10 protein-coding genes are annotated in these 23059 nt (G+C 66.2%); 3 read left to right on the forward strand and 7 right to left on the reverse strand.

The features are described from left to right. Positions 1-31: 31 nt before the first annotated feature. Entirely contained in the window at positions 32-4480 is a 4449-nt protein-coding gene (gene gltB, locus DZC52_RS04715; protein WP_116649973.1) for a glutamate synthase large subunit, read from the reverse strand. A 187-nt stretch (positions 4481-4667) separates the two neighbouring features. Between gltB and grxD the strand changes: the two genes are divergently transcribed. Both grxD and DZC52_RS04725 read left to right on the forward strand, forming a co-directional pair. Continuing rightward, positions 4668-5570 (forward strand): Grx4 family monothiol glutaredoxin, encoded by a 903-nt coding sequence (gene grxD / locus DZC52_RS15895; protein WP_116650004.1) that lies wholly within the window; start codon positions 4668-4670, stop codon positions 5568-5570. A gap of 235 nt (positions 5571-5805) precedes the next feature. Beyond that, positions 5806-13326 carry a DUF11 domain-containing protein gene (locus DZC52_RS04725; RefSeq protein WP_116649974.1) on the forward strand — a complete coding sequence of 2507 codons (7521 nt, stop codon included), beginning with the start codon at positions 5806-5808 and terminating at the stop codon, positions 13324-13326. On the opposite strand, the gene xth is transcribed toward DZC52_RS04725, so the two are convergent. Then, entirely contained in the window at positions 13316-14083 is a 768-nt protein-coding gene (gene xth, locus DZC52_RS04730; RefSeq protein ID WP_116649975.1) for an exodeoxyribonuclease III, read from the reverse strand. The two genes, DZC52_RS04725 and xth, sit on opposite strands and share 11 nt — an antisense overlap. A 203-nt stretch (positions 14084-14286) precedes the next feature. Here xth and DZC52_RS04735 point away from each other — a divergent pair, with 203 nt between their 5' ends. Further along, a complete protein-coding gene (locus DZC52_RS04735) occupies positions 14287-16761 on the forward strand; it encodes a PAS domain S-box protein (RefSeq protein ID WP_147307607.1) in 2475 nt (824 codons plus the stop codon). Between the two features lie 18 nt (positions 16762-16779). On the opposite strand, the gene DZC52_RS04740 is transcribed toward DZC52_RS04735, so the two are convergent. The 5 genes from DZC52_RS04740 to DZC52_RS04760 form a co-directional block, all read right to left on the reverse strand. Then, on the reverse strand, positions 16780-17451 hold the full coding sequence (locus DZC52_RS04740) for a polysaccharide deacetylase family protein (protein WP_116649977.1): 672 nt from the start codon (positions 17449-17451) through the stop codon (positions 16780-16782). After that, entirely contained in the window at positions 17441-18544 is a 1104-nt protein-coding gene (locus tag DZC52_RS04745; RefSeq protein ID WP_181918783.1) for a glycosyltransferase, read from the reverse strand. Before DZC52_RS04745 ends, DZC52_RS04740 begins: the two co-directional genes overlap by 11 nt. Continuing rightward, positions 18537-19715: a sulfotransferase gene (locus DZC52_RS04750; protein WP_116649979.1), complete on the reverse strand. Its 1179-nt coding sequence runs from the start codon at positions 19713-19715 to the stop codon at positions 18537-18539. Before DZC52_RS04750 ends, DZC52_RS04745 begins: the two co-directional genes overlap by 8 nt. Positions 19716-19730: 15 nt before the next feature. Beyond that, a complete protein-coding gene (locus DZC52_RS04755; protein WP_116649980.1) occupies positions 19731-22136 on the reverse strand; it encodes a sensor domain-containing protein in 2406 nt (801 codons plus the stop codon). A 232-nt stretch (positions 22137-22368) separates the two neighbouring features. Further along, entirely contained in the window at positions 22369-23028 is a 660-nt protein-coding gene (locus DZC52_RS04760; RefSeq protein ID WP_181918784.1) for a lysophospholipid acyltransferase family protein, read from the reverse strand. Between the last annotated feature and the right edge of the window lie 31 nt (positions 23029-23059).

The following is a 23059-nucleotide window of genomic DNA, read 5'->3' on the forward strand; positions in this document are numbered from 1 at the left end:
CTGCGGGCTCCATGTGTACACATAAAGTGTATCACGCTGCGTTCCTCAGAGACGCGATCAGGTCGTCGAGGTCGGCGGCCTTGGGCTTGACCAGCCAGAACTTGGGCAGCATGCGGCGGAAGTCGTCGAGTATCTCCGCGGCGTGGCGGCTGCCGGTCAGCTCCTGATGGCGCATGACCAACTCGCGCAGGTGATGGACGTGGTTTTCCATGCTCTCCGGCGCGATGTGGTGAATATCGATCAGCTCGTGGTTGTAGCGGTCGACGAAACCACGGTCGAGGTCGAGCACGTAGGCGAAGCCGCCGGTCATGCCGGCGCCGAAGTTGATGCCGGTCTTGCCCAGAACCACGACGACGCCGCCGGTCATGTACTCGCAGCAGTGGTCGCCGGCGCCCTCGATGACGGCCACGCAGCCGGAGTTGCGCACGGCAAATCGTTCTCCGGCGGTGCCTTCGGCGTAGAGCTCGCCGCCGGTGGCGCCGTACAGGCAGGTGTTGCCCATGACCGGCGTCTCGCAGGCTCGGTAACGGATGTCGGAGGGCACGCGCAGCACGATGCGGCCCCCGGTCATGCCCTTGCCGACGTAGTCGTTGGCCTCGCCGGTCAGCGTCAGTTCCAGCCCGCCGGCGTTGAAGGCGCCGAAGCTCTGGCCCGCCGTTCCCTCGAAGTCCAGGGCGATCGGATTTTCGGCCATGCCCTGGTTGCCATGATGGCGGGCAATGAAGCCTGACAGGCGCGCGCCGATGGAGCGGTCGCTGTTGCGAATGTCGTACTGGAAGCGGCCGCCGGTCTGGTTCCTGACCGCCTCGGCGGCATCGGCTTCGATGCGCTGCGCCAGTTCGCCCTTGTCGTGCGGCGGGTTGCGTTCGGCTACGCAGAATCTCTCGGCGCCAGTCCCGAGGCCGGTTTCGGCGAGGAGCGGAGCGAGGTCGAGGCGGTTCTGCCGTTCGGTCAGGCCCTCGATCCGCTCGAGATACTCGGTTCGCCCGATCAGGTCCTCGATTCGCGCCACGCCCAGTTCGGCCAGGATGGCGCGGACGTCTTCGGCCAGGAAGCGGAAGAAATGGACCAGCATCTCGGGCAGGCCGATGAAATGCTGTTTGCGCAGCACCTCGTGCTGGGTGGCCACGCCGGTGGCGCAGTTGTTGAGGTGACAGATGCGCAGGTATTTGCAGCCGATGGCGATCATGGGCGCGGTTCCGAAGCCGAAACTCTCGGCCCCCAGAATGGCGGCCTTGACCACATCCAGCGCGGTTTTCAACCCGCCGTCGGCCTGAATCCGGACCTGGCCCCTGAGATTGTTGGCCATCAGCACCTGGCGGACTTCCGACAGGCCCAGCTCCCACGGCGCGCCGGCGTACTTGACCGAGGTCAGCGGGCTCGCCCCCGTGCCGCCGTCGTAGCCCGAGACCGTGATCAGGTCGGCGTAGGCCTTGACCACGCCGGCGGCGACCGTGCCGATGCCGGGTTCGGAGACCAGCTTGACCGACACCAGCGCCTCGGGATTGACCTGTTTGAGGTCGAAAATCAGCTGCGCAAGGTCCTCGATGGAATAGATGTCGTGGTGCGGCGGCGGCGAGATCAGGCCCACGCCGGGCGTGGCGTATCTGAGCCGGGCAATCAGCTTGTCGACCTTGTGGCCGGGTAGCTGGCCGCCTTCGCCGGGTTTCGCGCCCTGGGCAATCTTGATCTGGATGACCTCGGCGTTGATCAGGTATTCGGGCGTGACGCCGAAACGGCCCGAGGCGATCTGCTTGATCTTCGATCGCTTCTCCGTGCCGTAGCGGTCTGGATCCTCGCCGCCCTCGCCCGAGTTCGAGCGCGCGCCGATGCGGTTCATGGCGATCGCGATCGCCTCGTGCGCTTCCGGCGACAGGGCGCCCAAACTCATGCCCGCCGAGTCGAAGCGTTTGTAGATGGCCTCGACCGGCTCGACTTCGTCGAGGTCGATCGGCTTGTTCGGGCTGGTCAGTTTCAACAGGTCGCGCAGGGTGGCCGGGTCGCGTTCGTCGACCAGGCGCGAATATTCCTCCCAGGCCGATCGGTCGTCGAACTGCACGGCCCGGTGCAGGGCCTTGACGACGTCCGGGTTCCAGGCGTGGTACTCACCGTGGTCGACATAGCGGTACAGGCCGCCGTGTTCGATCGGCACGCGCTTCTCCCAGGCCCAGCGGGCGAGCTTGCCCTGGTCTTCGTGCAGGTCGGCGAAGGTCGCACCCTGAATCCGGCTCACCGCGCCGGGGAAGCAGCGGTCGACTACCTCATCGGCCAGACCGACGATTTCGAACAGCTGGGCGCCGCGATAGGAGCCGATGGTCGAGATGCCCATCTTGGACATGATTTTGTACAGGCCCTTGCGGATGCCGCGGCGATACGCGCGTCCCAGCTGCAGCGCCTCGTTGCGCGGATTCTCGAACTCGCCGGCCGTCGCCATGGCCTGCAGAGTCTGGTAGACGAGATACGGGTACACGGCGGTGGCGCCGAAGCCGATGAGGCAGGCGAAGTGATGCGGATCGCGGGCGGTAGCGCTCTCGACGATCAGGTTGCACAGCGGCCGTTGGCCGGTCTCGAGCAGGTGGTGATGAATGGCGCCGGTGGCCAACAAGGCGTGCACCGGCAGGTGGTCGCGCTTGAGGTAGCGATCGGAGATCAGCAGTATCAGCGTGCCGTTGTCCACGGCCTCTTCGGCCTGGCGGCAAAGGTCGGCGAGCGCTTCATCCAGCGGCTTGTCGGCCGGGACGTTGAGATCCAGAAATTCCGATGACAGCCCGAACTGCGGCGTGTTGATCAGCTGCCGCAGTTTGCGTTGCGACAGGACCGGCGAGTTGAGTACCACGCGGTCGGCCAGATCGGGCCCGGGTTCGAACACGTTGCCCTTGCGGCCGATGCCGGTTTCGAGCGACATCACGATCTTCTCGCGCAGACTGTCGATCGGCGGGTTCGTGACCTGCGCGAACTGCTGGCGGAAGCAGTCGTAGAGCGAGCGCACCTTGGTCGAGAGCACCGGCATGGGCGTGTCGTCGCCCATCGAGCCGATCGCCTCGGCCTGGGTGTTGGCGAGCACGGCGATCACTTCGCGCCGCTCCTCGCGCGAGAGGTTGAACATTTTCTGGTAGCTCGCCAGGGTGTCGGCGTCGAAGGGCTCGGCCGCCATGTGCACATCGACTAGCTCGGAGTCGAGGTACTTCACGCCCGACTTGAGCCAGTCCTGCCAGGGATGGCGATTCTTGAGCATCTCATCGACGCCCTTGTGATCCAGCAAATCGCCGGTTTTCAGGTCGGCGACCAGGATCTGGCCCGGGCCGAGGCGGCCACGGGCGGCGACCTGCTCGATGTCGACGTCGACCACGCCGGTCTCGGAGGCGACGATCAGGCGGTTGTCGGTGGTGCGCGTCCAGCGGGCGGGCCGCAGGCCGTTGCGGTCGAGCGCGCAAACGGCGTGCCGGCCGTCGCACATCACCAGCCCGGCCGGGCCGTCCCAGGCTTCCTGATGGAAGGCGTAGAATTCGTGGAATGCGCGCAAGTCGGCGTCGAGGTTGTCGGCCGTCTGCCAGGCCGGAGGCACCAGGATGCGCACGGCCTGCGGCAGGTCCATACCGCCGGCGACCAGCAGCTCGAGCATGTTGTCGAGGGCGCTCGAGTCAGAGCCCTGCATGCCGACCGGCGGATCGATCTCGCCGAGCTCGGTGAGCAGGGGCGAGGCCAGCAGCTTGCGCCGGGCCCGGGTCCAGTTGCGGTTGCCGCGGATGGTGTTGATCTCGCCGTTGTGAGCGAGCATGCGGAATGGCTGGGCCAGCGACCACTTCGGCAGGGTGTTGGTCGAGAAGCGCTGGTGGAAGACTGCGACCGAGCTGGCCATGCGCTCGTCGGCCAGGTCCGGGTAGAACGCCTCCAGGTACTCGGGCATGACCATGCCCTTGTAGCTGATGGTCTGCCCCGAAAGGCTGGCGATGTAGTCCGGCTTCTCGCCCCGCGCCTGCTCACAGCGCCGGCGCGCGAGGAACAGGCGGCGCTCGAGTTCATCCGCATCGACATCCCTCGGCGCGTTGACGAAGACCTGTTCGATGCGCGGCAATGTCTGGCGCGCGGTTTCGCCGCAGGCGGTCGGGTCGACCGGCACGCGGCGCCAGCCGGCGACGGCCAGGCCGCGCTCGGCGATCTGCGCTTCGAGGATGGCCTTCTGGTCGGCGGCGCGCTCGTCGTGGTCGGCGATGAACACCATGCCGACGGCGAAGCGTTCGGCCAGCTCCAGGCCCGCCTCATCGGCGGCCGCGCGCAGGAAGGCAGCGGGCAGCTTCAGCAGCAGGCCGCAGCCGTCGCCGGTCTTGCCGTCGGGTGCGACCGCACCGCGGTGGGTCAGGCGCACCAGGGCCTGGACGGCGTCGGCGACCGTGTCGTGCGTGGCCTCGTCGTCCAGCCGGGCGATCAGCCCGAAGCCGCAGGAGTCCTTTTCGAAATCAGGATGATGGAGGGTCTTCAATCGGCTCTCCGGCCCCGTCTGCCATTGCGGGGCATACGTTGGCGTATGGTCAGCGAACCCCAAAGCATAACGTGTTCCGGCTCGCAATGCCTTCAGTATGCAGGAATTGCCTTGATTGTCGTGTAATGCAGCCCAACAATATTTGCCGAAACCCGCAAGATCTTTACCGATCAGGATGCCGAAGAATATGAGCCTCGACCCCGCCCTCAGGGAAAAAATCGAATCGCAGGTCGCCTCGCACCGCGTGGTGCTCTACATGAAGGGCACGCCCAAGATGCCGCAGTGCGGATTTTCCGCGAAGACCGCGGGCATCCTCGACCAGTTGCTTGCCGGCGACTACGCCAGCTACAACGTGCTCGAGGACGAGTCCGTCCGCGAGGGCATCAAGGTCTTCGGCGACTGGCCCACCATCCCGCAGCTCTACGTCGATGGAGAGCTGGTCGGCGGCAACGACATCATCGGCGAGATGTTCAACAGCGGTGAACTCCACGAGTTGTTCGGCCTGGAGAAGCCGGATCGCACACCGCCAGAGATCACGATTACCGACAAGGCGGCCGAGAAGATCCGGGAGTTTCTCGACGCTTATCCGGGCAATCACCTGCATTTCGCCATCGACGGCGGCTGGGACGCGCAGTTCCAGGTCGGGCCGAAGCAGGGCACGGAAATCGAGACCGAATCGAACGGTATCACCGTGCTGATGGACATCGGCAGTGCCCAGCGCGCGAAGGGCGCGACGATCGACTGGGTCGAGACCGTCCAGGGCGAAGGCCTCAAGCTCGACCTGCCGGGCGCGCCGGCGCCGGTCAGGCAGATGACGCCGGCCGAACTCCAGGAGCGGATGAATTCGGGAGAGAACCTGCGCGTTATCGACGTGCGCAGCGAAGCCGATCGCAATGAGAAGCCGCTGGACTTTGCCGAAGTGCTGGACGCCGACCTGATGGCCAAGCTCAAGGATGGTGATACCAACCAGCCGCTGGTGTTCGTGTGCAATGTGGGCCAGACCTCCATGCAGTACGCCGAGCACTACCGCAAGCAGGGCTACACCCAGGTCTATAACCTGGAGGGCGGAGCGAACGCCATCCTTTCCTGACACGACAGGAGCCCCGACCTTCATGCCCCTCGTGACGGGCTGAGGGCATCGACGCCGGCCGCAGAGCCGGCGTTTTTGTGCGTGGTTGGACAACTGGCCGTGCCGTTTTTTTGACTCGGCTCGCCGCCCCGGTATAATCTCGCGAGACATTTCACATTAATGAATGTGCCGCGACCCGGTCGTACCCGGAGCCATTCCGGTCGGCAAAAGGGGGGTCAACGGCCGGGAGAATCCAATGAAGCGAGTACTTGCGCTCGTCGCGCTTGCGGGCCTGTGCTGTGTGCAGCTGGCACAGGCCGAGGGGACCTTTGAACTGCGCCAGGGGGTATCGACCAGCAGCCCCATCTACCTGGAAGGCAGTCTTTCCACGGGCAACGTCAACTACGACCAGCACCGCGTGACCTTCTTGCGGGTCGATATTCTCGATCCGGCCAACGAGGTCATCGACCTCTACGGGCAGGCCCTGTCGGGCAGCCCCGACGTCCAGGTCTGGTGTCCGGGTCGGATTCCCCTGGTCACGCCGGACGCGCCGTACTCGGTGCCCACGCCGGACTTCACCGCCGATTTCACCTCCACGGTCGGGGATCTGACCAGCTTCGCGGATGTCCAGGCCGTCCAGTCCATCGGCACGCGCCCGCGTCCGCCACGGACCTACTCGCTGACCGGACTCGGGTCGTCTTCTTCCTGCGGAACGGCGGGGGTGTACACGATCCGTTACTCGAGCGCTGGAATCGACGGCAACGGCCAACCTTTCTTCGATATCCGGGTCAGGAACACGGCGACGGCTACGCTGGAGACCGGTCGGGTCTGGGCGGACAAATACGCATTCAGCATGACCAACAGCACGGGCCGCGTCGGGGCCGAGCTCTACGTGGTGGCCGGGACCGACCGCGGCGACGACTACCTGGGCATCGTGTGGTTGCTGGATCTCAACGACATCGCGCCCTTCGGCTTCCAGCTCTTCGCCAACGATCGCGGCATCGGCCCGTCGCAGTACAACTACCAGTCCATCGGGGGTTCGGCCTCGCCCCAGCCGCAGATGAATCCCCAGTATCCGATCTATCTCAACCCGCCGGCCAAGCCCGTGGTGACACCGGGCGCGCTGGGCAACATCGAGGCCATCGAGACCCAGTGCGTCGCCGGCGGGGCGACCGATGTCATCTTCCGCTTCGACACCGCGGGCGCGCTCCCCTACACCGTGCGCCTCGACGAAGACCTGAGCGGCACTTTCGATCTCGATGAGGTCATCGCCACGGGCACTTCCGTCGACGGCACCAACACCGTGGTCTGGGACGGCACGCTGCCCAGTGGCGGGACGATTCCCTCGGGGACGCCCTACCAGGTTGAGCTTTCCCTGACGACCGGCGAGGTGCACTTCCCCTTCTACGACGTCGAGGACGCCGATCCCGGCCCGGTGATCACGCCCTACAGCGTTCCGTCCACCTCGACGACCGCGCTCTACTACTGGGACGACACCGACCCGAGCATTACCAGCAGTTCCGGCGGCGGCACCACCAGCGGCCCGAACGGATCGACAGCCACGCATGACTGGGCCAACGGCACCAACGACTACAACGACGCCAACATGATCGACACCTGGAAGTACGCCGACGTACAGTCGATCCAGGATGTCTATCAACTGCCCGCCAGCTGCGTCGCCGCTCCCGTCATCGGCCTGGCCAAGGATGCCGCGATCACGGCCGATAACGGCGACGGCAGTGTCGAACTTACCCTCGATTTCCGCATCGAGAACCTGGGCAATATCGACCTGGCCGATGTCCAGCTCAGCGACGACATCGCGGCCGCGCTGCCCGCTCCCGTCGCCTGGAGTATCGACAGCGTCACAACCAACGCCAACCTGACGGCCAATGCCGGTTTCGACGGCGACACCGACACCGACCTGCTCGATGCGGCCAGCAGCACGCTGCCGCTCGGCGATGTCGGCCTGGTCTCGGTGGTGCTGAACGTGGACTTCAACGGCGCTGCGGGCCCGTTCACCAACACCGCCACGGTGACTGCGGATGACGGAACGACGCCGGTTTCCGACGATTCGACCGCCGGCACGGACCCGGACCCGGACGGAGACGGTGATCCCCTCGAGAACACGCCCACGCCGCTGCCGGTGGCCGAGTCCGACCTCGAAGTCACCAAGGGCATCGATGTGGCCAACCCTTATGTCGGCGAAACGGTCACCTGGACCGTCACCGTCACCAACAACGGGCCGGTGACCGAGACCGGCGCGCAGGTGATCGACGCCCTGCCGGCGGCCTTCAGTGTCACCAGCGTCACGCCCAGCGCCGGCACCTGGACGGCGCCGACCTGGACGCTGCCGACCCTGACCCCGGGGCAGTCCGAAACGCTCACGATCGTCGGCAACTTCACCGCCGACGGCGCGTTCAGCAACGTCGCGGAACTGACCGCGGCCACCAATCCCGACCCCGACAGCACGCCGGGCAACGGCCTGCCTGCCGAAGACGACCAGGATTCCAGTGCTGCCACGGTCGCGCCCCTGGCCGACCTCTCCGTGACCAAGACCGACGGCGGCGCATCCGTCGTTCCGGGTACGACCGTCACCTATCAGATCGAAGTGGCCAATTCCGGTCCCTCGCCGGTCATCGGCGCCACGCTGAACGACGCAACGCCCGCCGGCCTGGTGTTCGACAGCGCCACCGCGCCCTGCGCCGGCGGTTTCCCCTGCAGCCTTCCGGCAATCAATACCGGCGCTTCGATCACGGTGGGCGTGACCTTCTCCGTGCCGCCGGGCTACAGCGGCAGTGACCCGATCAGCAACACCGCGACCGTCACCAGTCCGGTCGACGATCCGGATTCGGGCAACGACTCGTCGACCGAAACGACGCCGCTCGCGCCGCCCGAGACCGATCTGGCGGTCACCAAGACCGTCGACGACGCCAGCCCGAACGAGGGCAGCGACGTCACCTTCACGATCGCCGTCGTCAACAACGGCCCCTCGAACGCCACCGGCGTCGAAGTGGCCGACCTGCTCCCGAGCGGCTACAGCTTCGTCAGCGCAGCCGAGTCGCAAGGCAGCTACAACAGCGGCACGGGCGTTTGGGCCGTCGGCGCACTCGCCGATGGTGGCACGGCTTCGCTGCAGATCACCGCGACGGTGCAGACCAGCGGCGACTACCTCAACAGCGCTTCGGTATCCGGCAACGAGACCGATCCCGACGGCAGCAACAACAGCGACGACGCCAGCGTTTCGCCCGTACCGGTCGCCGACCTGGCCATCACCAAGTCCGACGGCGGGAGCAGCGTAGTACCGGGCACCAGCGTCACCTACACCATCACGGTCGACAACCTCGGGCCTTCGGCGGCCGACAACGTCATCGTTTCCGATCCGACGCCGGCGGGCCTGACCCTCGTTTCGGTCTCGGCGCCCTGCGGCTCGCTGCCGTGCAACCTGGGCACGATCGCCGCTTCGGGTACGGCGGCTTTCACCGTGACGTATGGCGTGCCTTCCGGCTACACGGGCCCGGACCCGATCGTCAACGTCGCCAGCGTCGTCTCCGACGCCGCCGACCCCAACGCCGGCAACGACAGCGCCACGGACACCACGCCGCTGGCGACGCCCAGCGCCGACCTGGCGGTCAGCAAGAGCGTCGACGCAGCCGCTCCCGTGGTGGGCTCGAACGTCGTGTTCACCATCGACTTGGTCAACAACGGGCCCTCGGACGCCACGGGCGTCGAGCTGACCGACCTGTTGCCTTCCGGCTATGCCTTCGATTCGTCTGTTGCGAGCCAGGGTGCCTACGACGACGGCACCGGCGTATGGACGGTCGGCTCGCTCGTCGACGGCGGCAGCGCCTCGCTGAACATCACCGCCCAGGTGCTCGCTGCCGGGGACACGCTGAATACCGCGGCCGTCTCGGCCAGCGACGCGACCGACCCGGTGCCGGGCAACAATCAGGACAGCGCCGACACGGCGCCGGTCCCGAGCGCCGACCTATCGCTGACCAAGGTCGTCGATGACGCCACACCGAATGTCGGTGACTCGGTGAACTTCACGATTACCGTGACCAACAACGGTTTGTCCGACGCCACCAACGTCAGCGTCAACGACGCGTTGCCGAGCGGCTATACCCTTGTGTCGTCCTCGCCCAGCCAGGGCAGCTATACCGCCCCGACCTGGACGGTCGGCAACCTGGCCAACGGCGCTTCGGCCACGCTGGGCATCACCGCCACGGTCGAGAGTGCCGGCGATTACGACAACACGGCCGCGGTCACCGCCACCGAGGACGATCCCGATCCGTCCGACAACCAGGATTCTGCGACGACCACGCCGGTAGCGCAGGCCGACCTGGCCGTGACCAAGGTCGTCGACGACGCCACACCGAATGTCGGTGACACCGTGACCTTCACCGTGACCGTGACCAACAACGGCCCCTCGGATGCCACGAACGTGAGCGTGAACGACGCCTTGCCGGTCGGCTATACGCTCGACTCGGTCAATGAGAGCCAGGGCAGCTACAGCGCCCCGACCTGGACCGTGGGCAACCTGGCCGACGGCGCCTCGGCAACCCTCGACATCACGGCGACGGTCAATGCCAGCGGTCCCTATGCCAACACGGCCGCGGGCACGGCGACGGAGAACGATCCCGATTCGTCCAACAACGACGATACGGCAACGACCACGCCGGTGGCGCAGGCGGACATCGCGGTCAGCAAGGTCGTGGACGATGCGACGCCGAATGTCGGCGACCAGGTCACCTTCACCGTCACGGTGACCAACAACGGCCCGTCCGATGCCACCAACGTCAGCGTCAACGACGCCCTGCCGGCCGGCTATACGCTCGATTCGGTCAACCCGAGCCAGGGCAGCTACACCGCCCCGACCTGGACCGTGGGTAACCTGGCCAACGGTGCCTCGGCGACCCTCGGCATCACGGCAACCGTCGAAGCCAGCGGCTCTTATGCCAACACGGCCACGGGCACGGCGACGGAGAACGACCCGGACCCGTCCAACAACGACGACACGGCAACGACCACCCCCGTCGCGCAGGCGGACATCGCGGTCACCAAGATCGTCGACGACGCGACGCCCGATGTGGGTAATCAGGTGACCTTTACGATCACCGTTATGAACAACGGTCCGTCCGATGCCACCAACGTGAGCGTCAACGATGCCTTGCCCGCCGGCTACACGCTCGACTCGGTCAATCCCAGCCAGGGCGGTTATGCGGCCCCGACCTGGACGGTCGGTAACCTGGCCAACGGCGCGTCCGCCACTCTGGACATAACCGCCACCGTCAATGCGACCGGTCCCTACGACAACACCGCCACGGGCACAGCCACGGAGAATGATCCCGATCCGTCCAACAACGACGACACGGCAACGACCACGCCGGTCGCCCAGGCCGATATTGCGGTCACCAAGGTGGTCGACGACGCGACGCCGAATGTCGGCGACCAGGTGACCTTTACGATCACCGCCACCAACAACGGTCCGTCCGATGCCACGGGCGTGAACGTCAACGACGCCTTGCCGGCCGGCTACACGCTGGATTCGGTCAATCCGAGCCAGGGCAGCTACGCCGCCCCGACCTGGACGGTGGGTAGCCTGTCCAACGGCGCTTCGGCGACGCTCGACATCACCGCGACCGTCCAGGCCAGCGGCCCCTACGCCAATACGGCCAGCGGCTCCGCCAGCGAACAGGACCCGAACCCGTCGAACAACGACGACACGGCGACCACCAACCCAGTCGACCAGGCCGACCTGTCCGTCACCAAGGACGACGGCGGTGCGAGCGTGGTTCCGGGCGAGACGGTGAGTTACGCGATCGCGGTGACCAACAACGGCCCGTCGACGGCCACGAGCGTCACCCTCGACGATCCCACGCCGGCCGGCCTGGTGTTCGTCTCCGCCGATGCGCCGTGTGCCGGCGGCTTTCCCTGCAGCCTGGGCGACCTGGCCGACGGGGCGAGTGTCGCGGTCAACGTGGTCTTCGAAGTGCCTTCGGACTACAGCGGCGCCAACCCGATCAGCAATACCGCCAGCGTTTCGAGCCCGACCGGCGATCCGGACGGCTCGAACAACGACGCCACCGACACCACGCCGGTCGACCCGGCCGAAGCGGACCTGGCGGTGGTCAAGAGCGTCACGCCGGAAGAGCCCGGGGTGGGCGACACGGTGACGTTCACCATCGAGGTCAGCAACAACGGTCCGTCGGACGCCACCGGCGTGATCGTCAACGACCCGCTGCCGGCCGGCTACACCTTGGTGTCGTCGAGCGCCAGCCAGGGCAGCTACACCGCTCCGGACTGGACGGTCGGCGGCCTGGCCGACGGCGCGAGCGCGACGCTGACGATCGAGGCGACCGTCACCGACGTCGACGACTACCTCAACGTGGCCGCGGCGGCCGGCAACGAGACCGATCCCGACCCGTCGAACGACAGCGACGACGCCTCGATCCGGCGCATCGTGCTCGATCTCACGGCGGTGTGCATCGACGATGCGGCCTACGTGAACTACACGGTCACCCCGCTGGGCTTCGCGCCGGGCGCCAACCCGGTCGACCTCGAGTGGATCACCGAGGACGGCTCGGCGACGATCGTCGAGACGCTGACCGGCGAGCCGCTCACGGGCCAGCTGCTGTGGCCGGGCACGACGCTCGACGGCGGCGGCAACCCGATCGACTGGCCCGGCTGGGACTTCGTCGGCGGCGAATGGGTGGAGGTCAACGATGGCCTGCGCCCGGACATGCGCATTCGCGCGAGCGTCAACCCGGAAGACGAGCTGGTCGTGAGCTATCCGCCGGCCGAACCGCTGTGCTCGGCCAACCCGCCGGTCGCCGACCTGGCCGTCACCAAGGACGACGGCGGGGCCGTCGCACCGACCGGTGGCAGCGTGACCTACACCATCGAGGTCACCAACAACGGGCCCTCGGAGGCCGACAACGTGGTCGTCGACGATCTCACGCCGCCGGGGCTGGTGTTCAACGCCAACACGGGTGCCTGCTCCACGGCATTCCCGTGCTCGCTGGGCACGCTGGAGGTGAACGAGACGGTCACGATCCAGTCGACCTTCGACGTGCCGATCGACTACGCCGGCGCCGACCCGATCACCAATACCGCGAGCGTGAGCAGCGATACCCAGGAGCTCGACGAAGGCGACAATCAGGCCAGTGACACCACGCCGGTCGATTTCGACGGACAGAACCCGGTCATCGGGCTCGCCAAGGCCCTGAGCGCGGTGATTCCGTCGGATGGGCCCACTACCCTCGAGTTCACTTTCGCGGTCGAAAACCTCGGGAACGTGCCATTGGACAATATCCAGGTCGAAGACGACCTCGCGGCAGCATTTCCGCCGCCCGTCGTGTTCTTCGTGGAGAGCCTGGCAGCCTCCGGAACCCTCTCGGTCAATCCGGCCTTTGACGGGCAGTCCGATATCGGCCTGCTCGACAGCAGCAGTTCACTGGCACCCGGCGAAATGGCCACGATCACGCTGCGCATCACGCTGGACTTGAGCCAGACCCAGATTCGCGAGTTCGAGAACGTGGCGTTCGCCTCGGGTCAGGGTCCGATCGGGCAGGTTACGGAGGACGACTCCGACAATGGCTACAACCCCGATCCGAACGGCGACGGGGATCCGACCAGTCCGGAGGAAAACACGCCGACGCCCATCGAGGTGCGTGGCCTGCAGCCCTGGCCCGTCCCCGTGTTGGGGCTGCCGGGTATGCTCGTGCTTACGCTGATGGTGCTGGCGCTGGGCGCCGGGTTCAGCCGCCCTAGAGGCTGAACTCGGCCACTGCCGGCGCGTGGTCGCTGGGCCGCTCGTTTCTGCGCGGCTCGGCGTCCACGTAGCTGGTCGAGCAGACCGGCTTGAGTGCATCGCTGCACAGCACGAGGTCGATGCGCAGGCCAAGGCCCCGGCGGAACGCCGCGGCGCGATAGTCCCACCACGAAAACGTGGCTTCCGGCTGTTCGAACAACCGGAAGCTGTCGTGCAGACCCAGGCCGAGCATGCGTTCGAGCGCTTCACGCTCGGGCGTGGAGCACAGGATCTTCTCGCGCCAGGCCTCGGGGTCGTGCACGTCGCGGTCGTCCGGCGCGATGTTGAAATCGCCCATGACGACCAGCTTGTCGTGGCGCGTGAGTTCGTCGGCGATCCAGTTGTGCACGGCCTCGAGCCAGCGCAGCTTGTAATCGAATTTGTCCGAGCCGACTTCCTTGCCGTTGACCACGTAGAGATTGATCACGCGCACGTTGCCGACCGTTGCGGCGATGACGCGCCTCTGCTCGTCGGGGAAGTCGGGGATTTCGGTGACCACGTCGAGCGGCTCTTCGCGGGCGATCAGGGCCACGCCGTTGTAGGTCGGTTGGCCCGCGTAGGCGACGTGATAGCCGGCCGCTTCGATGGCTTCGACGGGGAACTTGTCGTCGGTGAGCTTGGTTTCCTGCAGCCCGAGCACGTCCGGGCGCTGGTGTTCCATCCAGTCGAGCACCTGCGGCAGGCGCACCTTGAGCGAGTTGACGTTCCAGCTGGCAATTTTCATGACAACGCAGTTTAGTCGATCGTTGGGCTCCCAGGGGCTCTGATTCCCGCGCTGCATTTGTGAGGCCGATTACTGTTTCGGGGCTGGCGGCATTGGCGGGTGAGTGCGTTTTGCCGCTATGATGGCTTGCAAAGCCATCTTTCGGGGGGAGGGTGATCGGTGGCGTCTGCACGGACGATCGGGTGACCCAGGTGACGCAATCCATGCCCAGCCGCAACCTCTTCAACGCGCTTCGAACCGAAGGAGCCGATCCGCAACTCGAACGGGCGTTGTTCCGAAGACTCTTCGACAGTTCCCCGGAAGGCATCGTCCTGCTCGATAACCAGGATTGCATCGTCCGCGTCAATTCACGATTCCTGGAGATGTTCGGCTACACCAAGGAGGAGGTGATCGGGCGGCCGATCAACAGCCTGATCGTCGATGAGTCCCAGAGCAAGGAGGCCAGCCAACTCACGCGTGCCGTCCTCGACAATCAGTCGATCCAGGAGGATACCGTGCGCTTCCGCAAGGACGGCAGCATGATCTACGTGTCCATCCTCGGCCATCCGATCATGGTCGGGGAGGGGCAGATCGGCGTCTACGGGATTTACCGCGATGTCACCCGACAGAAGCTGCAGGAAGAGATGCTCCGGCAGAGTGAAGACAAGTACCGCACGATCATCGAGACGATCGAGGACGGTTACTTCGAAGTCGATCTGGCAGGCAACTTCCTGTTCTTCAACGAAGCGCTTCCCCGAATGCTCGGCTATGATTCCGCTGCGTTCAAGGCGGTCACCTTCCGGGACTTCACGTCGCCCGAGACCGCGCAACGCGTCTTCGAACTCTTCAGTGAGGTATACGCAAGCGGCAAGTCCAATCCGGGGTTCTCATGGGAAGCGAGGGCCATGGACGGCACGACGCGCCACCTCGAGACTTCCGTCTCCCTGCTGCGGTCGGGCAACGGGGAGCCGGCCGGCTTCCGCGGTGTCGTCCGCGATGTGACGCAGCGAGTCCGCGCCGAGGCGGCATTGCGTGAGAGCGAGGAGCGATATCGCCTCATGGCCGAAAACACCGGTCAGCTCATCTACGACTACGACCTGGGAAGCGGCATGATCCGCTGGTCCGGCGCCATTCAGCGCGTGACCGGCCAGACGCCGGAAGAACTGGACAAGGTCAATATCGATGAATGGATGGAGCGCATTCATCCCGATGATCGCGACGAAGCCGTGGTCCTGCTTGAAAAGGCCGAAAAGGAGGGCAGTCAGTATCACGTCGAGTACCGATTCCGGAATGGCTCCGGTGACTACTTTCATGCCGAGGACAACGGTACCTTTCTGGTCGACGCTGCGGGCAGGGCCTACCGCATGGTCGGCACCCTGACCGATGTCAGCGAGCGCCACAGGATCAATCGGGAAATGGCCTACCAGGCCGCCCACGACGAACTGACCGGGCTCTACAACCGGCGCAGGTTCGAGCAGGTGCTCGGCGACCTGCTGGCACAAGGCGACGAGACCGGCGATTCTCATGCCGTGCTGTACATGGATCTCGACCAGTTCAAGGTGGTCAACGACACCTGCGGTCACCATGCGGGCGATGAACTGCTTCGGCAGCTCGGCGTGGCGCTCAAGAGCCTGGCGCGGAGCTCGGACACGCTGGCGCGCCTTGGTGGCGACGAGTTCGGCCTGATCCTGCACGGCTGTTCGCTGCCCAAGGCCGAGGAGGTCGGTCGCAAGATACTGCGCATGGTCAACGACTTCGCATTCACCTGGCAGGGGCGTTCGTTCACGATCGGAATCTCCATCGGAGTCGTGGACGTCTCTACGCTCGCAGGCGTGGCCGAGATTCTCATGGCGGCCGACCAGGCTTGTTACTCAGCCAAGAACCTGGGCCGAAACCGGCTCCACGTCTATCATTCCGAAGACTCCCACCTCTGCCGTCACCAGTCGGAAATCGACGCCGCGGCCGAGATTACCGATGCCCTGCGCGAGGACCGATTCGAACTCTACTACCAGCGGATCGAGTGCCTGACCGGGAACCCCGAGGAAAGTCACTGCGAGATCCTGCTGCGCATGCGAGACCGGCAGGGCGGACTCGTTTCGCCCGAGCGATTCATACCCGGCGCGGAGCGCTACAACATGATGTCCTCGATCGATCGCTGGGTCGTGTCACACGTCCTCGACGGTATTCGCCAGCGCATCGATGCCGGACGGCACCGTGAAGGCGGGCGCTACTCGATCAATCTTTCCGGCAGTTCCTTCGGCGAAGCGTCGTTTTCCGATTTCGTCGCGGACGAACTGAGGCGAACGGGCGTGCCGCCACGAGCGATCGCCTTCGAGATCACCGAGAACAGCGCCATTCTCAGCCTTGAGCGGGCGCTGGATTTCATGCGCTCGGTGAGAGCGATGGGGGTCAAGGTCATGCTCGACGATTTCGGCAGCGGGCTTTCGTCCTTCGGCTACCTGAAGACTTTGCCGGTGGATTACCTCAAGATCGACGGTGAATTGGTCAAGGACATCGCCGAGGGATCCATCGACCTGGCCATGGTCGAGGCGATTCACCGCGTTGGTGAAGTCATCGGGATTCCGACGGTCGCCGAGCACGTCAGCAGCCGGGAGATTCTCGAGCGGCTGGAAGAAGTGGGCGTGCAGTATGCGCAAGGGTTCTTCTTCCACGAACCCGAGCCCTGGCGCCTGGATTGAGCCCTTGCGCTCGGGCGGTTACCCGTGGGTGCCGGCGGCACGGACGAGCCAGCGACGCAGGTCGCCGGCCAGGGGCAGTCGGTGGTCGTCCGGATGCAGCGCCACGCGTAGCGGCAGTCGCCGGGCGAGCAGTCGGTTGAAGGCGTTGGACAGTTTCAGTACCGGCACCTGCCAGGCGCTTGCGGCCTCGAAACCGACGAGGGCGCTGCGCTGGAATCGTGCGGTGGCGATGTCGAGGTAACCGCTCATGGTCTCCACTCGGGCGAAGCCCGTCTCACTCAGGTCGGGCGCCCGGACAGGTCCCAGCGCCCAGGCGGGCGGCACGTAGAGTTCGGGAGCGGGCAGGTCGTGGTCGACGAACCATTGACGGTTTCGCTTCATCAGGTCGACGATGCCCCCACGATCCAGCGCAAGATGCTCGGCGCAATCGCGCGAGACGAACAGGCTGTGCAAGCGGTGTTTGATGCCCTTGATGCGCTGCGCCCTGTGATTCCAGCCGTGCCCTGCCAGAGCATGGCCCTCGGCGCTCCAGGCCCGCAGCCGTTCGAGATCGTCCTGGCGCCACTGCTTCCCCGGGACGACCAGCAGGGTGACCGGGCCGGGGCAGGCGCGGGCGATCATCTCCATCTGTTCGTCCACCCGGTGGAGGGTTTCGGGCATGACGTCGTGGATGGAGATGTCAGGCCGCACGGGCGACCTCGAGAAGGGTCTCCAGCCAGGCCTGGCGGCCCTCGTCGCGAATCCTGGCATAGGCAGCGACGCCGGCATTCGCCCGCTCGCGGCGCTGTGTCTCCGGCAGGGCGACCAGCCGGTCCAGGGCCTCGATCATCGCGTCCGGCTCATCCGGGTCGAAGCGGTAGAGCACCTCGTCGAGCTGCGGCCATTCGCCGATGCCGCAGTGCGTGGAGACGAGGGCGGGCCGCGCGCAGGCGATCGCCTCCAGGGCCACCGTGCCGAAGGACTCCACGTCCGAAGGCAGCACCAGCACGTCGTGCTCGGCCAGCAGTCTGGGGATGCGTTCGCGCTCGATCCAGCCCAGGTGTCGCACGTTGTCGCGGGTCTGCGCTGCCGAAGCAACGGTTTCGCTCAGTGGGCCCTGTCCGGCGAAGCTGAACACCAGGTCCGGGCGCTTCGCGGCGGCATCCAGCAGACGGTCGATGCGTTTCTCCGCCGCCAGGCGACCGACGAAGAGGATGTCTCTGACCGGTCCGGTCGCGGGTTCGGGCGCCCGGTCGAAGCGTCCCGGCAGAAGCGTGGCCGCGAGTTCCGCGCGGCGGGCACCCAGCCGGCGCGCGAGTTCGACCATGCTGTCCGAATGCGCCAGCGTCAGCGCAGCGCGGTGGAACAGCTTGCGGTTCCTGGATTCCAGGTAGCGGGTGGCCACGGCCGTCATCAGGCGATTCCAGTAGAGCTCGCTGAGCGCCTCGAAGTGCGTGTGGAAACCGTAGATGAACGGAATGCCGCGTCGCCTCGCCAGCCTGGCGCCGGTCATGCCGTACGGCCCCGGCGTGGCGATGATGACCACGTGCGGGCGCAACGAGTCGAAAACGCGTGCCAGGCGCCAGCCGGCCGGCAGGGCAGCCTGCTGTGTGCTGTCTCCGGGCAGTGGGAAGCTCAGCAGCGGCTCGGGGCCGTGGCCCGGGGCGAGCAGCTCGATGGTGTCGACCGAAGGTCCGATCTGCTCGATGAGGTCGCCGTAGTAAGAGCCCACGCCGTTGCGCTCGATCGCTGCGTCGCAGCAGATCAGGATGCGCAGCCGACTCGGGTCGGCGAGCTCAGTCATGGGAGGCGAAGCGGTCGTGGCCGAAGTCATGACGCGCAAGGATATCGGCAAATCGATCGGCAAGCCATTCCGGGTCGAGGCCGTTGTCGGAGAGTTGGTGCCGATGGGGAGAACGATGTTGCCGCGATTCGCCCGCCAACGACTGCAGTCGCTCGGCAAAGGAGTCCGCCGGCTCGATCTCCAGCCGGGAAAGCGTCGTGTCGACCGCCTCGGCGAGGTGGGCGCGGATCTCGCCATTGTTGAGCAGGGCGATGCGGTTGTCGGGCAGGCGTTCGGCCTGGTCGAAAAGGTTGCGGAAGTAGTACGCGAACAGGTCCACGAAGTACCGGTTGAAGCGGTCGGGGTCGGCATCGCTGCCGAAGAAGCGCAGCGAATCGGACAGGGTGCTCAGCTGCGAGGACAGCGCGCGTTCGGGCTCGCGCAGGCAGACGATGAAGCGTCCGTCGGGAAAGCGCTCCGACAGGCTGCCGACCAGGCCGGCGAACGAAGCGTTCTTCGACAGGAAGCGCCTGTCGGCGCCGTGCACGAACAGGTGCCGCTGGACGGCGCGGTGGTAGTAGTCGATCTGGCGGCGCCGGAAACCCGCATCGGCTTCCGAATCGAGCCGGGCCATGCGCCACAGATCCGGGCTGTCGGGAAACAGCACCACGAGCACGAAGCAGGTCATCGGCGGCAGCAGGCAGAAGAAGTCCTCCTCGGGCTGGTCGAGGCGCACCGGGTGGGTGTCCTCGAAGCCGCCGGCGAGTTGGCGAGCGAGCCAGTCCGCACCGCGACCCAGCGGTCGTCCGAGCACGCCGTCGATCCGGCCGACCGCGCGCCAGAGCTTGCGCCAGGTGACCGACAGGGCGAAAAAGCACTCCCAGGTGCTGAAGGTCGTGGTGCGCTCGTCGGCGGCCAGGACGCCGTGGAGAAATGTCGTGCCGCTGCGCGGGACGCCGACGACGAACAGGGGGCGTCGAACCTCGACCTTGCGGTAGCCGCGGAAGAAGACCTCGTCGAGTGCCAGCCCGAGCCAGTGATAGAGGTTGACGGCGAACAGGCCCGGCACGACGCCGAGCATGATCAGGCCTCGGCGCAGGGAGCGGCGCCCCATGCCGTCCGCCGGCGGCCGGAACGCGCGCCATCCCAGCCGCGCGAGCCGCCATTGCGATTCCAGGAACAGGCGCCACATGGCGGCTATTGTCGCCTACGCCGTGGTCCGGCGGGCGTTGATGCTCTCGATCACCGCCGGTACCCGCTCGGGCGGCACGGCCCGGTCGAACAGGAACCCCTGCCCGAAGCGGCATCCGATCGACTGCAGGCGCTCCCGCTGGGCCCGGGTTTCAACCCCTTCGGCCAGGGTGCGGAAGCCGAGCGCCTGGCTCAGTGCCACGATCGCCTGGCAGATGGCCGCGTCGCGTTGGTTGTTCTCGAGGCTTCGGGTAAAGCTCTGGTCGATCTTGAGCGTGTCGACCGGCAGTTCCTTGAGGTAGGCGAGCGAGGAATAGCCGGTGCCGAAATCGTCCATGGCGATGCACAGGCCGAGCTGCTTGAGGCCTCCGAGCAGTTCCGCGGCGGATTCGCCCGTGCCCATGATGAAGCTCTCGGTCAGTTCCAGTTCGAGGTGCCGGGCGGGCAGGTCGTGTTCGAAGAGAATGCGTTCGACCGTCCCCTGCAGGTCGCTGCGCTGGACCTGGATGCCCGAGACGTTGACCGAGATCCGGCCGAAATCGATGCCCGCATCCAGCCAGGCCCGCGCCTGGCCGCAGGCCGTATCGAGCACCAGCTCGCCCAGGTCCGTGATCAGCCCGGTGTCCTCCGCGATCGGGATGAAGCGCTCGGGCGAGAGCAGGCCGAGGTCAGGGTGCAGCCAGCGCACCAGCGCCTCCAGGCCCACCACCTGCCCGGTCTCGAGGTCGACCTGCGGCTGGTAGTGAACGATCAGTTCGCGGTCTTCGATCGCCTGGCGCAACTGTGCGGCAAGCAGAACGCGGTCCCTGGCGTACTGACCGAGTTCCTCGTTGTAGTGCCTGACCAGGTTGCCGCCGTCCGATTGCGCCTGATGCGAGGCCGCGTCGCTCTGTTGCAGCAGGGTCTCGGGGTCGGAGCCGGCCTGCGTGCAGGCAGCGATGCCGACGCTGGCGGTCGCGAACAGGACCCGGTTGTTGATCGAGATTGGCTCGGCCAGGGCGCTGCGGACCGATTCGGCCATCGCTTCGGGCGGCGCGCCGCCGCCGATGAGCACGGCGAATTCGTCGGCGCCGATCCGCGCAACCAGGTGATGCGAGGAAAGCACGCCCTGCAGGCGCCTGGCCGTTTCCTGAAGGACCTGGTCGCCGGCCTGCAGGCCCAGGCTTTCGTTGATGTGCTTGAAACCGTCGAGATCGATGTGGAGCACGTGAACCGGGTTGCGACCGCCGGATACGCGGCCCAGGGCCGCCTTGAGCCGGTCGAGGAACATCACCCGGTTGGGCAGGCCGGTGAGCAGATCGTGGTAGTAGAGCCGCTCGATCTTGCGCTGCGAGCTGTGCAGTTCGCTCAGGTCGGTGATGACCGCGACGTAGTGCGTGAGCGCGCCTTGTTCGTCGCTGACCGCGTTGATGCGGGTCAGTTGGGGGTAGATGCTGCCGTCCTTGCGACGGTTCCACAATTCGCCCTGCCATCGCCCGCGCTCCTGCAGTGTCTTCCACATTCGCCGATAGAAGGAGCGGCCCTGGCGTCCGGACTGAAGCAGGTTCGGGTTCTGGCCGAGGACGTCCTGTTCTGCGTAGCCGGTGATCCGCGAGAAGGCCCGGTTGACGCCGACGATGCGGCTCTCATGGTCGGTGATGATGATGCCTTCCCCGGTGTTCTCGAACACCGTGGCCGAGAGCCGAAGGCGCTGGATGCCCTTTCGCCTGAGGGTGATGTCGCGAGCGATGACGAGGATGCCTTCGCGGCCTTCGTGCTCGATCGGCACCGAAGAGACTTCGACGTGGATGATGCTGCCGTCGGCGTGCAGCATGTCGACTTCCACGGGCGGCGCGCCGTCGCCTGTGTCGGTCATCTGGGAGATGCGTGAGCGGGCGAGATCGCGAAACTCCGGATGCACGTAATCGAGGACCGGCTGCCCGATAAGCGACTTCTCGTTGTCGAGGCCGAGCAGGCGGGCCGTCTGGTGATTGGCGTATCCGAAGGTCAGGTCGCAGTGGATGAAAATGGCGTCGGGCGCGGTCTCGATGACCTGCTGAAACTTGTGCTCACTCTTCTCCAGTGCCCGCAGCGTTGCCAGGTACTCCCCGGCGTCCTGAATGATGGAGTAGAGCAGTTTGCGACCGTCGTGGTCGATCAGGCCGCTGTTGACCTGGACGTCGCGCACCGAGCCGTCGGCGGTTCGATGACGGAACAGGAAGGAATTCCGCCGGGCCTGTCGCGCCTCGTCCATGCGGCGGCGGATCTCGGCGTCGTCGAGCAGGTTGATCTCCGAGATCCGCATGCTCCGCAGGGTCTCGCGCGACCAGCCGTAGAAGCGCTCGGCCGCGGGATTGGCGTCCACGATCCGACCGTCGCTGGGGTCGAGCAGCAGCATGACCGAATAGTTGTTTTCGAAGACGCTGCCGGGACCGTTGCTCATGTCGATGGATTCGGAAGGGGTGCCGGCGAGATCCGGGCCACGGGACAGCCGCGCCTGTCGGATCGATCAGGCGATGCGCTCATCCCCGAATGAAACCCCTTGATGTCGTAAAGAAGGAATTGCGTTCAAAGCAAGATATCACGCCACACTGTCCCGTGGTGGGCGCGCTGCGCCCGGACCGTGAGCGGCTTCACGAATCGGGCCGGCGGCTGAGACGGCGGGCCGTCGGGGGTCAGTCCAGTCGGGGCAGCAGCTCCCGCCCTTCTCGGCGGCAGCGGTTGATTGCGTCTTCGAGGCGCTGGGTCATGTCGGGCGAGCGGGCGTCGCCGTCGCGGTCGACGATGATGGGCTCGCCCCAGTAAATCAGCACCTTGGCGAAGGGTGTGGGCAGGTCGGTCAGGTCCCAGGAGCGGTGCAGGGCGACATGGCGACTGCAGGCCATGGCGCAGGGGAAAACGGGCAGCCCGGTCACCCGGGCGAGTTCGAGCACACCGGGTTTGGCCTTGTGGACCGGTCCGCGCGGGCCGTCCACGGCGATGACCGGCGACCAGCCCTTGCGGGACAGGCGCATGAGCCCCCGCAGTGCACCCGACCCGCCCCGGCTCGAGGAGCCGCGCGCCGTCTCGAAGCCGAACTTGCGCAGGACGTAGTTCATCAACTCCCCGTCCTTGCTCCACGAGGCCATGGTGGCCAGGTGGTAGTAGCGGGAGAAGCAGACCAGGCCCAGTTCGTCGCCGTGCCACATGGCGACGACGAAGGGCTGGCCGGCCTCGAGGCGAGCCACCATCTCGGGCGGTTCGCGGCGACGCAGGCGCCAGGTCGCGCTGAGGCTGCGATAGACGGCGTAGACCAGGCGGGGAAGGATGACGCGGCGAAACATGATGCCGCGCATGATACCCCGGCGGCGCCCCGGAGGACGCCGC

This window comes from Wenzhouxiangella sediminis (assembly GCF_003410055.1).
GTDB classification, from domain to species: Bacteria; Pseudomonadota; Gammaproteobacteria; order Xanthomonadales; family Wenzhouxiangellaceae; genus Wenzhouxiangella; species Wenzhouxiangella sediminis.